This window comes from Caballeronia novacaledonica (genome assembly GCF_900258035.1).
GTDB classification, from domain to species: Bacteria; Pseudomonadota; Gammaproteobacteria; order Burkholderiales; family Burkholderiaceae; genus Caballeronia; species Caballeronia novacaledonica.
Genome location: NZ_OGTP01000003.1, coordinates 205,314 through 220,598 on the forward strand (window position 1 = coordinate 205,314; position 15,285 = coordinate 220,598).

General features: G+C 59.1%; 15 protein-coding genes. 8 read left to right on the forward strand and 7 right to left on the reverse strand.

Annotated features, from left to right (window positions below):
• Window positions 1–230: 230 nt before the first annotated feature.
• The 6 genes from NOV72_RS07100 (at window position 231) to NOV72_RS07125 (ending at window position 5,586) form a co-directional block, all read left to right on the forward strand.
• Window positions 231–1,484: an MFS transporter gene (locus NOV72_RS07100; RefSeq protein WP_106853889.1), complete on the forward strand. Its 1,254-nt coding sequence runs from the start codon at window positions 231–233 to the stop codon at window positions 1,482–1,484.
• 508 nt (window positions 1,485–1,992) lie between these two features.
• A complete protein-coding gene (locus tag NOV72_RS07105; RefSeq protein WP_106853890.1) occupies window positions 1,993–2,955 on the forward strand; it encodes a helix-turn-helix transcriptional regulator in 963 nt (320 codons plus the stop codon).
• Between the two features lie 122 nt (window positions 2,956–3,077).
• Window positions 3,078–3,614, forward strand: coding sequence for a carboxymuconolactone decarboxylase family protein (locus NOV72_RS07110; RefSeq protein WP_106853891.1), 537 nt, complete (start codon window positions 3,078–3,080; stop codon window positions 3,612–3,614).
• Between the two features lie 34 nt (window positions 3,615–3,648).
• The gene (locus NOV72_RS07115) at window positions 3,649–4,473 is read left to right on the forward strand and encodes an isocitrate lyase/PEP mutase family protein (RefSeq protein ID WP_106853892.1); all 825 of its coding nucleotides are present in this window, start codon (window positions 3,649–3,651) and stop codon (window positions 4,471–4,473) included.
• A gap of 34 nt (window positions 4,474–4,507) precedes the next feature.
• Window positions 4,508–4,900, forward strand: a complete 393-nt coding sequence (locus NOV72_RS07120) for a RidA family protein (RefSeq protein ID WP_106853893.1) — start codon at window positions 4,508–4,510, stop codon at window positions 4,898–4,900.
• Window positions 4,901–4,938: 38 nt separating this feature from the next.
• Window positions 4,939–5,586, forward strand: coding sequence for a class I SAM-dependent methyltransferase (locus tag NOV72_RS07125; protein WP_146149951.1), 648 nt, complete (start codon window positions 4,939–4,941; stop codon window positions 5,584–5,586).
• 312 nt (window positions 5,587–5,898) lie between these two features.
• Here NOV72_RS07125 and NOV72_RS07130 read toward each other — a convergent pair whose 3' ends face one another.
• The 5 genes from NOV72_RS07130 to NOV72_RS07155 all read right to left on the reverse strand — a co-directional run bounded on the left by NOV72_RS07130 (window position 5,899) and on the right by NOV72_RS07155 (window position 12,529).
• Window positions 5,899–7,143, reverse strand: a complete 1,245-nt coding sequence (locus NOV72_RS07130) for a BamA/TamA family outer membrane protein (RefSeq protein ID WP_245932932.1) — start codon at window positions 7,141–7,143, stop codon at window positions 5,899–5,901.
• A 57-nt stretch (window positions 7,144–7,200) separates the two neighbouring features.
• A complete protein-coding gene (locus NOV72_RS07135) occupies window positions 7,201–7,728 on the reverse strand; it encodes a hypothetical protein (protein WP_106853896.1) in 528 nt (175 codons plus the stop codon).
• Between the two features lie 9 nt (window positions 7,729–7,737).
• Entirely contained in the window at window positions 7,738–9,789 is a 2,052-nt protein-coding gene (locus tag NOV72_RS07140; RefSeq protein WP_106853897.1) for an alkyl/aryl-sulfatase, read from the reverse strand.
• Between the two features lie 63 nt (window positions 9,790–9,852).
• Complete coding sequence (locus NOV72_RS07145; RefSeq protein WP_181290882.1) at window positions 9,853–10,665, reverse strand: transporter; 813 nt, start codon at window positions 10,663–10,665, stop codon at window positions 9,853–9,855.
• Window positions 10,666–11,293: 628 nt separating this feature from the next.
• Window positions 11,294–12,529 (reverse strand): OmpP1/FadL family transporter, encoded by a 1,236-nt coding sequence (locus tag NOV72_RS07155; RefSeq protein ID WP_106854055.1) that lies wholly within the window; start codon window positions 12,527–12,529, stop codon window positions 11,294–11,296.
• Window positions 12,530–12,740: 211 nt separating this feature from the next.
• Here NOV72_RS07155 and NOV72_RS07160 point away from each other — a divergent pair, with 211 nt between their 5' ends.
• Window positions 12,741–13,562 (forward strand): MipA/OmpV family protein, encoded by an 822-nt coding sequence (locus NOV72_RS07160; protein WP_106853898.1) that lies wholly within the window; start codon window positions 12,741–12,743, stop codon window positions 13,560–13,562.
• Between the two features lie 505 nt (window positions 13,563–14,067).
• On the forward strand, window positions 14,068–14,310 hold the full coding sequence (locus NOV72_RS33105) for a DUF1214 domain-containing protein (RefSeq protein ID WP_216858861.1): 243 nt from the start codon (window positions 14,068–14,070) through the stop codon (window positions 14,308–14,310).
• 204 nt (window positions 14,311–14,514) lie between these two features.
• Here NOV72_RS33105 and NOV72_RS07170 read toward each other — a convergent pair whose 3' ends face one another.
• Together NOV72_RS07170 and NOV72_RS07175 are read right to left on the reverse strand one after the other, a co-directional pair.
• On the reverse strand, window positions 14,515–14,763 hold the full coding sequence (locus NOV72_RS07170) for a hypothetical protein (RefSeq protein ID WP_106853899.1): 249 nt from the start codon (window positions 14,761–14,763) through the stop codon (window positions 14,515–14,517).
• A 220-nt stretch (window positions 14,764–14,983) separates the two neighbouring features.
• The gene (locus tag NOV72_RS07175; RefSeq protein ID WP_106853900.1) at window positions 14,984–15,214 is read right to left on the reverse strand and encodes a hypothetical protein; all 231 of its coding nucleotides are present in this window, start codon (window positions 15,212–15,214) and stop codon (window positions 14,984–14,986) included.
• Window positions 15,215–15,285: the final 71 nt, after the last annotated feature.

A 15,285-nucleotide genomic window follows, 5' to 3' on the forward strand; every position in this document is an offset into this window, starting at 1 on the left:
CATCAGTGAATTCCCTTACATACGCGCCGAAAATACACAGGCAGACTGAACACAAATATAGACAGGCAGGCTGAATACTGACCTAGGATTTACCCGAGTGAACGGCATAGCGTGTTCCCCGGACGGTTTCGTCGAAAACGCCGCGATCGATCCCCTTTTCACCGTCAGCATCGAAAGGACGTTCGTTGGGATCGCGTTACGAGCCGGTCGTACCAAAGGGAGACACTTGAATGAGCGATCCATCTGGAGCCAAACTGCAAAAGGCGGAGACCAATTCCTTCGACCTTTCTGGAGGCCATGGCATGGCTCGCAGCGGCCTGTGGATGGCATTGCCCATCCTCGCAATCGTGATGGTCGGCGTTGCAGGGCACGCAGCCTCCTCCCTCAAACCGCTGATCATCCAAGCTTTCGTTCAGTCTGTCGGCTTTGACAAGGCAACGGCCGGCTACCTCCTTACCGCCGAAATGATTTCGACAAGCGCGGGGACCGTTCTCGCAACGGCTTTTCCATTCGCTCTGCGTCGGCGGGAGTATTTGTTCGCCGCTCTCGCGATGATGATGCTGGCAAACGTGGGAAGCATCGCGTTCAAGACCGACCCGGGCTTTTTCCTCTATGTCCTGCGCTGCCTATCGGGGGTGGGCGCGGGCTTCGGCTTGGGACGGCTTGGAATTCTGATCGCCCTCTCCGGACGCCCGAGCAAGACGGCAGCGCTGTATTCGACGAGCACTCAGCTATACGGCGCGGCGGCAGCGTTCGCGATGCCGTTCATCGTTAGACTCTGCGGTTCGAATGCGATTTTCTTGATCCTGGCCGGCACTGTTCCTCTCGGGCTGGCGCTCATCGCGTTCATCCCGGAAAGCGACGTGCGCAATGAGAAGAAGAAAAAGGCAGTCGTCGATGCCGCGCACGCACTCGGACTCAGCGAGAAGGCGATTCTCGCTACGACGTTCGGAGTGTTCTACCTCGGCGTTGGAACATTCTGGCCCTTCATATCCGTCTTGGGCGAGACATCCGGAATTGCATCCGCAACGATGTCCACCGTTTTGGGATGGGCCGCAATCGTGAGCGCCCTCGGGTCTGCAACGGCTGTCTTTGTCGGCGATCGCAAAGGCTCGGCCTCCATCATCACCGTTTTCTTTCTCTTATTGTGTGGCTCTGTCGTATTGCAGCTGTTCTTTCCGCGGTCGCTGGTTATATTCATCTGCTCGGTGTTGCTCTTCGCCCTGGCCTACTGGGTGATCAACCCAATGATCCTCGGCGTGCTGTCGAAGTTAGACCGATCTGGTCAGATGAACGGCGTCTACTACATCGTCGCGGTCGGTGGGATCGCATTGGGTCCGGCGTTGGCAGGTTGGATTCTCACCCACGAGAGGGATCGGTTCACGAGCGTCGAATTTCTGCGGACTGCCAGTTTGAGTTTGCTCGCAGTGTCGTCTGCGGTGCAGATTTACTACGCGTTCCGCGCCCGCCGCCTATCCCAGTAAGGTAACGAGGTCTCGATCCTGCACGGACCGTCGTTGCCAAAACTTCGTTGAGAAGTGTTGGCGTGTTGGGTCGCCAAAACGCCTAATGCCGCACCGCGACACCTTGAAATTAGTGATTGGAGACTTTCAGTGAATACGCTTTCCACGGGCGCATTGCGCATCCGTATCAGAATCGCTCTCGGCATCACGTTCATTATGATGGGAGCAGCGCTGCAGTTACTGCATTTGTCGAACTGCCTCGCAGGCCGATAATACGGTGTTGCACATCGAAGCCGACACGGCCAGATTGGTCAGATTTTCGTATCTGCGCCCCATCCCTGCTCGTCGGTACTCGTCCGTCTCAGCGTCTCTTACCAAAGCTGAACCGCCGCTCGAACGACCATGCACCGATGACGGCGAAGGGCTGGAGTTGGCCGAAACCCGGCGAGCTTGATCCGCTCGCGCCGAAATTACGTGCGAGAATGGTCCACCGAACCAAACGCGCGTTCGCATCTCGCCGAGTTACTGAATGCCAGCCTTGACGCCTTTTTCGTCGGCGCGACTATCGCTCACCGATATCGATGAGTTGATCACTCTGCTTGAGATTCGCGTGCTCGGCCTGTCTGAGTGTCTCGTCAGCGAAGGTTTCGTTCTCGAGCTAGATGGCAACGATGCGCCAGGCATCCACTACATTCTGTCGGGAGTCGGGCTGCTGCATATCGGCGGCTCGACCACACTGACGCTCTCGCCTCACACGTTGCTGATCGTACCGCCGCGCCATCCCTTGAAGCTCGAAGTGCCGTCGCGTGGCGCAGGCGTCGCGCCGACGGTCGTGTCCGGGCGCGAGCACAAACGCGTCGTCGATTCGATCAAGCGGTTCCGCGCCGGCTCGACAGAGCCGATGACCGTGATGATCTGCGGCTATTTCAACGCATCCTTCGGCGCGTCGATCGATCTCTTCGAGCACTTGTCTGCGCCTATTGTCGAGAAATTCGAGGCATCCGATCGCCTGGACACTTACCTCCGGACCGCATTCGATGAATTGATGGCGCAGGAAATTGGCGCGGGCGCGATGTCCGGTGCGCTCCTCAAGCAGGTGATCGTCGCGCTCGTGCGTCGCTCGCTGAAATCGAGCGCGCTCTGGATGGAACGATTTGCCTTGCTCGGCGACCCGCAGATCGCACGCGCGTTCGCCGACATGACCGCGCGACCCTCCGCGCCTCACACGGTCGAAAGCCTTGCGCAGACTGCGTGCCTCAGCCGCTCGGCCTTCATGGCGCGCTTTTCGACGGCGCTCGGCCAGTCGCCGATGCAGGTGCTGCGCGACATTCGCATGCGTCAGGCCGCCGCCCAGCTCCGCGCCGGCGATCTCGCGCTCGATCAGGTCGCGCGCAACGCGGGCTATACGAGCCGCGGCGCTTTCGTGCGCGCCTTTCGCGACATATACGGCGCTCCGCCCGCCGAGTTCCGGACCAAGGCCCTGACAGCCTGACGACGCCCACGGACTTTTGCGCACCTTTGCCGGACCCTGTGCAAAGCGGCCGCTCCTACACTGCGTCTCAATGCAGGAACACAGGATTCCCGCAGCGACCAACCGGACACAGGAGCATTGTCATGAGCCGCATCGCCATTCCGCAAGACATCCCCGCTGAATCGAAATCCGTAGTCGACGCCATTTCAAAGCAGTTGAAGCTCACGCCCAATCTTTTCCGCGTGATGGCGCAAAGCCCGTCCGCACTGAACGGCTGGGCCGGCTTGCAAGCATCGCTCGCGAAGACGCTCGACGTGAAAACGCGCGACGGTATCGCACTCGCCGTGTCGCAGATCAACGAATGTCAGTATTGCCTAAGCGCGCACACCTATGTCGCCTCCCGATTCGCCGGGCTTTCCGATGACGAAATCGCCCTGAATCGTCGGGGCCTGTCCGAATCGCCGCGCATCGCGGCGGCGGTCGCGTTCGCGCGGGCCCTCATGCAGACGCGCGGCAAGATCGCCGACAGCGATCTCGACGCGGTGCGCGCCGCAGGTTACAGCGACGCGAACATAGTCGAAATCATCGCGCTCAGTGCGCAGTTCATGCTGACGAACTTCGTCAACAACGTCTTCGAAACCGAGATCGATTTTCCTGTCGTCGACGTGGAAACCGCATGAGCGCAGGGCTACGACCATACTTCTGGAGCAGGTCATGACACGCACCGTCGCAGAAAAGCGCGCTGACTTTCGCGCATTGCATACGTCCGGCTGCTTCGTGCTGCCGAATCCGTGGGACGTGGGAAGCGCCCGTTATCTTGCGAGCCTCGGCTTCAAAGCCATCGCGACGACGAGCTCCGGTTTCGCATGGTCGACCGGGCGCGCCGATAACGGCGTCGAACGCGCCATCATTCTCGGCCATCTGCGCGCGATGGTCGATGCGACCGACCTGCCCATCAACGCCGACTTCGAGAATGGCTTCGGCGCAGACCCGGCAGCCGTCGCGCAGAGCGTCGGGCTTGCCGTCGACACCGGCGTGGCGGGCTTGTCGATCGAAGATTCCACCGGCGATCCCGCAGCGCCGCTGCTCCCGATCGATGTGGCCGTGGCGCGTCTCGAAGCCGCGCGCCATGCGATCGACGAGCGCGGCGGCGATACGATGCTGACCGGCCGTGCGGAGAACTTCTTCGTCGGCGTGCCCGATCTCGACGATACGCTGGCGCGCCTCGCAGCCTATGCGGCGGCGGGCGCCGACTGTCTGTACGCGCCGGGCATTCAGACGCGCGAGCAGATCGAAGCGGTCGTCTCGGTCGTGGCGCCCAAACCCGTGAACGTGCTGGTCGGCGTGACCTCGGCCTTCACGCTTCACGACCTGGCCGCGCTCGGCGTACGACGGGTGAGCGTCGGCGGCGGCCTCGCGCGTGCGGCGTGGGGCGGCTTCATGCGCGCCGCGCAAGGCCTCGCGAACGGACGCTTCGACGGTTTCGAAGGCGCCGCGGCGGGCGCGCAATTGAACGCGCTCTTTGGAGGCGACGCCTGAGCATTCCAGTCATCTTTTTTCAAGGAAGCATGTCATGACTCGCGAAATTATTCGGGTGGAACCCCTGTCGGGCTGGCTCGAACGGTGGAAAGCGCCGACGTCCGCCGTGACGCGTCACCAGGACACGATCTATGTGTCGGGCTTTCCGCCCTTCGATCCCGATACCGGCGAAGTGCTCGATGCGCCGATCGAGCAACAAACGCAGCGCGTGCTCGAGCAGTTGAAACTTTGCGTCGAGTCGGCAGGATCATCGCTGGACCAGGTTCTGAAGTGCAATGTGTATTGCACGTCGGTCGAGATGTTTCCGGTGGTCAACGAGATCTATGCGCGGTTCTTCGGGCCGCAGCCGCCCGCGCGCATCTTCGTCAACGTGCCGGCGTGGCCCGGCCGTTTCGACATCGAGATCGATTGCGTCGCGGCGGTATGAGGCCCGCGATCATGTCAGGGGCGCGCATCGATGCTGCGATGAAAGACAAGTCGCGGCCTCGCCGCGACCGCGCACGTGACATACGGGATCGCACTGCGGACGTTCTTGATTTCATTGGAGTGACGCCGGGTGACCGCGTCATTGATTTCCTGCCGTTCCGTGGCTATTTCACGCGCTTGTTCGCGTCGCTGGTCGGCGAGCGTGGACATGTTTTCGCGCTCATCCCGGAGTCGGCGCGGAAGATCGACCGCATCACCAAAGGCAGACTGGAGGTCGACCAGATCACCCGTGAAAGTGGAAACGTCTCAGTGCTGGAGAGTCCGGACGGCGAGTTGCCGGGCAGCATCGACCTCTGTTTCATCGGGCAGAATTATCACGACTTGCACCACGGGTTCATCGGTCCGGTCGACATGCGCGCCTTCAACGAGGTGGTCTATCGAGTGTTGAAGCCGGAAGGCGCCTATGTGATCGTCGATCACGTCGCGTGTCCCGATGCAGCGACGAAGCTGCACCGGATCGATCCCGCTATCGTTCTGCTGGAAGTCGGGGCGGCCGGATTCGAATTCGCAGGCAAACACGACGTCCTGCGCAACCGCGACGATCCTCATACATCGAGCATCTTCGCAAGAGGGATCCGTTATCGCACGGACCGGTTCATCTTCAAGTTTCGGAAGTCCGCTCCATAGTCATCGGTCAGCTTACCCCACCATCCGATCCTCGCCGAGCCATGGCCGCGGCCTTGAAAAATCGCATTGTCGAACATGTCTACCAGTCGTGTCATCGCAACGGGTTCAGTCGAACCACAGCGGACGGCTAAGCCATGCCAAGCTGCGGCCGCTTCTGCAAGTAAAGGCGACGTTCGTTAGTAAACCTCCCGATACGCCTCTACGGTTTGAAACATTGGTGTCATGCACTATGTCCGTTGCGGCCCAACCTCGCGCGCTACTTATCATAAGCCGGCGGGCTTGATCCACGAACAACCGGATGTGAACCTGGTGCTAGCGCCACGCGCTTCCCACCTGAATGTAGAACGCGTTCTGCCCGGGGCCGTGCGCAACGTCGATTCCCATCGATATGCCAAGCTTGCGCGCAATTAGATAGCGAAAACCGGTGCCGAAGCCAAACGCGGTCGGCGCGTCGGAGAACGCGTGCAGATTGCCATAGGCGCGGCCAACGCCTCCGAAGCCAAGTACCGACCAGCGTGGGGTGACGTTATACCGTAGTTCCAGCTCTCCGGTCAGCTGGTTGCGGTCCTGAAACTTCGCTTGCGATACGCCGCGCAGATCCACATAAGGCTGCGCAAAAAACGGAATGTCGCCTTGCGAGAAACCGAGGTCGGTGCGCAACCCAAGCACCCACCTCGATGACAGCGGAATCCAGTGATAGCCCTTGGCGGTCTGCATCTCGAAGGAGCGGTCGCTGCCGAGCGCTCCGCGTGCGAGCTCGGCTTCGAGTTCGCCATAAGTGCCACTACTCGGGTAAAAGATGTTATCGCGCGTGTCGTAGTCGATGACGATGCCGCCTTTACCGACCTTCAGGTCACGCTCGAAATGCTGGATGCCGGCCGGGATCAGCGGACCAAAGCGCGTCGTCGAATCGAGGAAGGTGTAGCGAGGACCGATATACCACGGGCTGTCGCCAAGCCGGAACAGCACCTGCTGGATAACGCCGACACCCGTTAGCTGATATGCATTTGCGTTGCCCTGCGGCCCATAGTAGTTCAGGTGCAGGTCAAGCTTGCCCAGCACACCGAGATAGCGAACATGATCGTCGTCCCACGTGTGGAAATGCATGAGGCCAGCGGCCCAACTGTGTGTGTTGGTCACCAGGCCACCCACGCCGGTGATGTTCGGCGGCCCTACCTTGTTCGGTTGCGTGCCGTCGTCAACGCTGTCCTGTTCGCGCTGTGAGGGCATGGTGAAGTAGAGCAGCGCGAGCCCGAAACCGTAACCGATCGCGGGCTCCGTGACGATGTCCGGCACCGGCAGCACGCCTTTGTGGTGCAAAAGCATATCGCTCATGTCGAATTGACCAGCGGTAGGGTCGAAGGATGAAGGGGGAACGTTGCCGTCGGCGCCGCGCGCCAGCGTGGACAGTGCGAGAAGCAACCACAATAGCGGTTGAAGCTTCCGGAATTGGCGCGAGATTGTGACGGCCTGCTTGTGCATGGTTCGAGAGTGCAACTGCCGTTCATTGATGGCGGCATGCGCTACCGGTCGGCTAGCCGGGACTTCTGACTGCATGGGCGGTGCGCGTTTCATCTCGGTCGCGCCGGGATGGCCGCGAATTTCGCAGGCGAATCAGCAGTCGGCAGGTACGCTTGACTCTGCGTGTGCGAGCATCAGCGTCAGTGATGTGGCGCAAGCTGGGGTCGCGTCCACGATGAAGAGCGATTCGCCCAACGCGTGCTGTATAGTGACGCGCCCGTCCAGCCATCCGCGTAATGCCGCCTCTGACGCAATAAGGATGTTGCTGCGCTTTGCCTCTTCTGCCGCGGTCACGTCGGGCATCTCGGGGACAATGTCCGGGTCGAAACCTTCCGAAGTTGCGTGGAAGAATCCCCACGTGTCGTTCTCGATGAGCAGTACGTAGAAGTCCGGAACGGATAGCAGCAAGTCGTCGGAGTGAGCGCCTTCGATACGAGCTTGCAGCAGATTCAGGGCATCAACAGCCGACATTCGCGCCCGTGCCGCAGCAAGCGTGCCCTCTGCGGCATCGGTCGGCTCGATGAGTCCTGCCTCGATCGCCTTTCGCGTTGCGACCGCCACGGTTAACGCCGATGGGTGGCTGACGCCGAAGTCAACCTTGAAATTACAAATCGCACACATGGCATCACCTCACGGCGTGACGATATTGAAGTAGAACTCGAACGTATCGAGCCACGAGACAAAATCACCGAGTTTTTGGCTATCGCCGTCGATCCTTGCATTGCCCGCCATCACGAGCTTCTGCATGTTGGTCTGCCCCATCATGATGTTGTTGAGGTCGGCGCGCGTCATTGTGATCGTCGCGTCGGCATTGTTCGTCGTCTTGTCGGGGGAGTAATGCAGCGCGCTGTTCTCCACGCCGAGGACATACTTCTGGTTCGTGTCAGTGAGCGAGAGGTTGAATGTGACCGTTTTGCCTGCCGCGCGATCTCCATTTAGCCGAACGCCCAGATAGTCGAGGAACATATCGAGCGGCATGGCCTTGATAGTATCCGGACTCTGAGTATTGGCCGCGGGCAGCTTTCTCACCCCGTCACGCAACTCCATGGCCCCTGTGAGGTAGAAGTTGCGCCACGGTCCTGACTCGGCCTGATAGCCAAGCTGCTCATACGCATCAGCGAGCAGCTGCTTCGCGGCGACGTTTTGCGGATCAGCAAAAACCACGTGGTTGACGACTTCCGCTACGAAGCGGTAATCACCCTTGTCATAGGATGCGTGCGCCTTTTTAAGCACCGCAGGCGCTCCGCCCATATATTCAACATATCGCTTCCCGTTTTCGGTGGGCGGCAGGCGGTGCAGATTGGCGGGAACACCGTCAAAAAAGCCGAGGCGCAGGTTGTACTGTGCGACGGAATCGTGATAGACGGTGCCGTAGTAGCTACGGCAGTACCAGTGCTTTGCGAGGCTATCCGGCAGCCGCATGGCCTCCCCGATCTCAAGTGGTGTCATGCCGGAGTTGGCCATGCGCATAACCTGGTCATGCAGATAGCGGTACATGTCGCGCTGTGAGCGCAGAAAGCTGTTGATGCGCTCGTTACCCCAGGTCGGCCAGTAGTGGGAGGCAAACAGGACCTGCATGTCGGCGCCGAACATGTCGATGGCAGTCTGCAGGTACTTGGACCAGAGCAACGCGTCGCGGACTTTGGCCCCGCGCAGCGTATAGAGGTTATGAAGCGTATGAGTGGCATCCTCGGCCGCGCAGAAGGCCTTGAATTTCGGGAGATAGAACATGAATTCGGCTGGCGCTTCGGATTCCGGCGCCATCAGCACGACGAGCTCCACGCCGTCGAGCGTAATCTTCTGCCCGGTTTTCTCGGCGTACATCGTGGGCTCGATCATCGTCACGTTACCGAACGAGAGCGTCTTGCCAAGGCCCGCGTCCACATTGCCGGTGGCCGTGCGCGGCAGCAGCGCCCCGTACATATAGCTCGCGCGCCGGCTCATCGCGTTACCGGCAATCACGTTCTCTCCCACAGCGGCTGGGGTGAAACCGGCTGGCGCGAGGATTTTCACTTTGCCGGACTGCACGTCCTCGTCACTTACAACGCCGCGAACGCCGCCATAGTGGTCGGCGTGACTGTGCGTGTGGATGATGTGGGTGATCGGTTTGTCACCCAGATGCGGGATGACGAGGTTCTTCCAGCAGTAGGACGAGGTCGCGCTCGTCAACAGCGGGTCGACAACGATCCAGCCGTTGTCCCCCTGAATGATGCTCATTACCGACAGGTCGTAGCCGCGGACCTGCCAGATGCCATCGGTGACCTTAAAGAGACCGTGGTTCATGTTGAGCTTGGCGTTACGCCAGAGGCTCGGATTAACCGTCGGCGGAGCGTTGTTTTCCGGGCCGCCATTCACGAATGCGAATGGCTGGAGGTCCCAAGCCGCGACACCACCCGGACCCGGTATGACGCCCGGATCAGGAAGGGTCGCTACGAGGCCGCGTTTGGCGTCCTCGAAGTCCTGCGCATCGGCGAACGAAAGGAACTCCGCATATTGCCGGTTGATGTCAATAGTTGCCGGTGTCGCAGGTTTGTTGGACGCACTGGTAGGCCGGGCAGCCGCTGTTTGCGCCAACGTTTCCCCAACGACACCGGACAATCCGGTCGCGGCTCCGACGACCGCTACGCTTCTTAAGAACGTTCTGCGTGCACCGGGGTATGCGGGTTCTTTCGGGTCAGACATGACAGCCTCCGTTACGGGTCGAAAAAGCATGGACGGGCATCTTTCTACGGATAAGAAGCGGAGTCACTTTGGGAAAAGCAGCGTCAGCACGAGGCGCGCGCCCCATCCGTGCGGTCCAGAATCAGGACTGGCCGCCCAGTAACGCACGCCTGCACCGATACTCACTGGCTGTGTGCCGAACTTGAGCAACTTGGTAACAAATGCATTGATGGGCGTCGACCATTGGTGACGATTCCAGTCATAGGTTGACTCGGTGTTAAGAGCGAACGTCCACGCGTCCGCGGTCGTGTAGTTGAGAAAAGGCTGAAGGAACGTGGAACTCACACCTTGCCGATTGCCGTTGCCGGCGAATGACCAGATATGGTTGGCAAGCGCGCCGTAAGTCCATCCGTTGGATTGCCATAGCAGGACGGCGGTTGGCCCGGCACCCCATTTTTCCGCACCAATCAGCCGGTCCGTGTCGGTTGGCAACAGAAAGACAGGCCCCACGCCCCAGATCAATCCGCTTTCGGTCGGTTTTTGTGGCGATAAGAAAAAGCTCTGAACGACGTCGCCGAGCCCCGTCTGGGAGCCGGAACCCGGCGTGACGCTGCTCTGGGAGACGACAGGCAATATGGTCCGGGAAATGAGATTCCACGTGTCGTTCAGCTGAAATGGGACGACCGGCTGAAAATTCAGGTAGTACTTGTCCCCGTCACGATTTGGACCGATGTTGCCGTCGTAGTTGAACTGAAACGGGACGCTGATTAAGGCCGCAACCGGATTACTCAGTTGCTTTGCAAGATCCGAATCACTTTGGGCGTGCGCGGCCGATGCTGTCAGCAGTAATGCGGCAAAATAGCCGAATACGTTGGCAAGCCGACGGGTGCTCGTCAATTGAACGTCCCTCGTGTTGACCGCGCTTTCTGCGCTTGTTTCGATTAGGAATTCTTCATTCGATGCGAAACGAGGTTGTCTCTTTACCCCTTATCGAGTCCGGTGGCCGCCCGAAAACCGTTCCACGTTTTCCCGAGTCAGGGTCGCGGCAGCGCACTGTATCCGATAGATCCGGCCCGAATAACTGGTCGGAACGACTCCATACTTTTTGATCTCCAACCGCATCTCAATCAACACGTCGCGCAACTCGTGCCAACGCGCACGCTCCGCTTCCGGTACGAGCTTGCGCACACCAGATTTCTCTCGGCGGTAAATGTCCATTTGCGGTTTCGCAAACGTAACCGCACCTGAACTACATTAGACGGTGCATGGGAAAAGTGTTACCCAAAAAGTTAAAAATCTGAGGGCCGTATGGGAAGTGTTCAGGCGTATCTGCAACGCACCTATTCTAGCTTCGGGCCGCTGCAAGCTTTCGACGTCATTTACCGCAGGCATTTGGAACACCGGTTGTTGAATCCCGGCCGAGCCCGAAAGCCTGCTTCAGTCGTACCGTGCCAACAGGAGCAGATCGTTCGGTCCTTCAATGCCATCGCGAATGGCGTACTGGCACATAGGGTCACTGTTGCGGTCAGAACTGGTGGCTGTAATTCACTGCGACGAAATAAAGGTGGTTCGTATTGAACTGGCCGCCAATGAGCGGACTCTGCACCGTGCTGCCCTGCATCTGCAGATATTCAAAGGAAGCGCCAAGCGTGGACTGCGGGCTCATTCGATATTGCGCACCGATGCCGAAGCGCCAGGCCGCACCCGATGGCATTGTGAGAGAAGCGTTGCTCTGGCTCTTGTAGAAGCTCGAGTCGTACGCAATGCCGCCATCAAGCCGCAGCAAACTGGAAAACTGATATTGGACACCGATGGCCGCGTGCCAGGTATCCCGCAGCCTGTCGTTGCCGGCCAGTTCATTTCCAGCCACCGAAATCGAACTGGCACTGTATCTGGACCAGTTTTGCCAACCAAGATTACCCATGATGTTCCACTGCGCATTGAGTTCGTGAAACGCGCTGAACATGACTTGCTGCGGCGTCTTGACCAGACCGGCCAGAGGCAAGGTGATGTCACGGGTCACCGTGAAGCCAGCACCACCGGGCAGCGGATGAAACATATAACTCACGGTTCCGGTCGGATTGACTTTGAAGTTGTAGTCTGTCTCGCTGGTATAGGTAAGGCCAAATCGGGTGCTCGGGTTGAGTTCGAAAAGGACGCCAACGTGTGCGTTGGTGGCCCAGTCGTGGTCGCTGTCTTTCTGCTCACCGTCCTGCGTTTGCCGTTTCAGCGAAAAATAGCCGTAGTTGATTCCCAACCCCGCACCGATTGACCAATGGTCGCTGAGCTTGTAAGCCACCGTCGGTTGAACCGTTAGCGCGGTAAGCGCAGCATCTTTGACCAGCGACTGCGCTGCCCAGTCGCCGTAGTGCAGCGCCAATCCATAATCACCGTAAATGCCAATGCCGACCTTCAGACGGTCGTCTACGCTGTGGCTGTAGAAAAGGCTCGCAGAGGGGAACGGTTCTATCACATTGCCGGGACTGCTACCTTGAACCGCCGATGAATCGCTCAAGTGATAGTTTGCATTGCCGGTGAGCACTTGCAGCCCCGTGCTGAGCTGGTCGCCGTTCAAGCGTGTCATGCCCGCCGGATTTCCAAGGATGGTGCCGGCGTCCTGCGCCCTTGCCGCCAGGCCTGCGCTGGCAAGACCCACATCCTCGCCGCCAACTTCGTACAGGTACAGTCCGCCCGCCGCCGCCTGGTTTGACATCAGGCAGAGCATGGAGAACAGAATTGCAAGTAAGATTTTCTGCTTCATGAAAGCCCTCGCCAAATTGGTCCGTGGCTTGTCCACGCTTTTCGACGGCGCAACTGGCTCCGATTGTGAGGTCGCTCCGTTTGAGGACGCTATAGGTAGTCGGCGCAATGTCGCAAATATGCCAATGATCGTTGTGAGGGCTACCACTATTCCGGAATAGTCGCTATTTATCGAGGTTTCCTGCCGAGTCGACCTTATTCCGCGAGGCTCTATGACATCGAAGAGAAGATTCGGCGCCCGTCGCCTCCTCTTCTTTGCGGTGACCGTTTGCGTGGCTCACCGCGTGCTTGCCGGCCCGATTGATCTGCCGGGCTCGTTGCCGAACCTGTTCGGCGTAGGCCTTGGCACCACGACAGAGTACGCCGGCGGCAACGAGCGGATAGTCGGAGGACTGCCCGGGCTGCGCTATACGACCGCTTCCGGCCATTTACTCGAATGGTACGGGCCGTACGCGCAGTTCGATGCGGGAAGTGGAACCGGCTTTGAGTGGGGACCTGCCGCCTCCTTGCGTCTCGGCCGTCACGATGTCGACGACCCGGTCGTTTCGAAGATCCACACCATTCCGACGACCGTCGAAGGCGGCGGGTTCATCGGTTACGAGTACATTCACCGCGGAACAGTGCCCTACCGCCTGCGCGGCGAGCTCACGGTGACCACCAACGCAGGCGCCGTATTTACAGGCTCACGGCTGTCCCTAAACGGTAGCGCATGGTTGCCGCTGTCCCCGCGCATCTTCACCGGTGTCGGGCTTGGTGCAAGCTGGGCCAGCGGCGGGTTCAACAACACCTACTTTGGCGTAACCAGTGAAGACTCGATGCGTAGCGGACTGCCTTATTACAGCCCTGCATCGGGAGTCGAGCAGATCACCAGCTGGCTCGCATGCGTCTATCAAATCGATAGAAGCTGGTACGCGGGAGCGCTAGTCTTCTATCAGCGTCTGACTGGTCCTGCGGGAGATAGTCCTATCGTTGTCCAGCGGGGAACGCGGAATCAGCTCACGTTTGGTGCAGGTGCCGCCTACGCGTTCCGTTAGTCTGCTCAGGCCAGTTGTGCTCCTGTCGGAGCTAGTCGCTTGTGGAAACGTGGAAACTGCAAAGCCGGGTAAATAGCCATCTGGATGCCAGAATAGAGCAAGTCGGCCGATGCAGCACGGGGGAATTATGGTTCCGGGCAAGCTTTTGTTAGATCGTCCAGGTACGGTGGAAGGACTCCTTGCTTTTCAACCTCCGAATGCACCGGGCGGCGATCGATGCGTGGTTTTATATGCAGTACTGGTTCGACCACTTTCCGTAAGACAAACTGTTCTGGCCGGATCGGGCACTACACATCGCTTCTTCAGGCCGACACGAACAAGACCTTTAGTTCACTTACGATGACAGGATCGACCTGATCGACCGCGCAGCCGAGTACATCTGGCGCACCTACGTGCCCAAGGTCTTGGCTGCGGATCCCGCAACGCAGTATCTGATAGCCGTGGCGGACAGTAACGGACATATGCTTGAGGCCGGCAAGTTATACAAGCTTGACGTTCCTGCCAGATGCCAGTCAAGCAATTCTGGGCGTTGACGGTATATGAGCGGGCCACTAATACATCTATCTACGGCAAGTCCAACCGCACGACGCTTTCTTACAACCTCGACAACATGAAGAAGAATACGGACGGTGGCTTAACGATTTACGTAGGCCCAAAGCGCCAGAGGGATTGGAGGCCAACTGGGTTCCGACCTCAGGCAAGCGTCCCCTGCCTGCTATGTGCTTGTACGGCCCGACGGAAGCCCTGAACAACAAAACCTTCAAGTTATCGGACTTGCAACATGTCTGAGGGATGCCGGAGCCTAAGCCGGTGCGAATCGATAGCGCCCCCCGACGATCCAAGCGTTTGAGTCTTTTATGTCCGTTGAACGAGTAAAAACGGACCTCCTAACGTCTGTTGGAGGCGTGATCGACCGGCCGAGATTGGCCGTCAAGCGCCGATCGCAAGGCTACTAAGGTTTCTTGTTCAGATTACGGACGCGGCCGGTATTGAGGCTGCCAAATTCGTGCTCCAAGGCCGCGTCGCCCGACGGATGCGATCCAGCAGGCGACAGGTTCCGAACCCGGCCGGTGTTGAGACTGCCGAACTCGCGCTCCATCGCCGCATCGCCCTTCGATGAGCTCCCTACGGTTGACGCGTCATCCTTCGCCATCGCGATAGCCGGACCGGCCAAGAGAATCACTGCCATCAGATATTTCATGCTGTCCCCGTGCGCGAGAGTCGCGCATTCATGTTTTAGAGAAGTGCCACGGCCCCCGCCGCGACTACAACCATGCCGACAACCTGTCCGCCCACATCTGCATTGCCTCATAGATCGCCATGCCGCCGCCGCCAATTTCCTCCGGCCCCAAGCATACAGGCTGGTGGAGCGTCAGGCGAATTGCCGTTTGCATCGCATCACTCAACACTTGCGTCGGTAACTAGTCTTGGGATTTCAAGCCTCCGTCGTCCGAAACAATCAATCGGCAGGCGGCAGCGTCCGAGGCAAATTCCGGGCCGCGCTTCTCCAACGCATCGACCCACTGCAGTACTTGCTGCCTTGTTGGGATCATGCTTGTGGGGCACTCGTGGAGAAAGAATGCCAGGAAGCGGTCGAGTTCCTCCTTTGTGCCGTTCATGACCACGTCAAGGTAAGGATCTGATTCTGCCATTCGTATCCCCTGAAATTTCGTTTGCAGAACACTTTTCCTTCACCGCTGCTGAGACCGACAACGACGCCGCA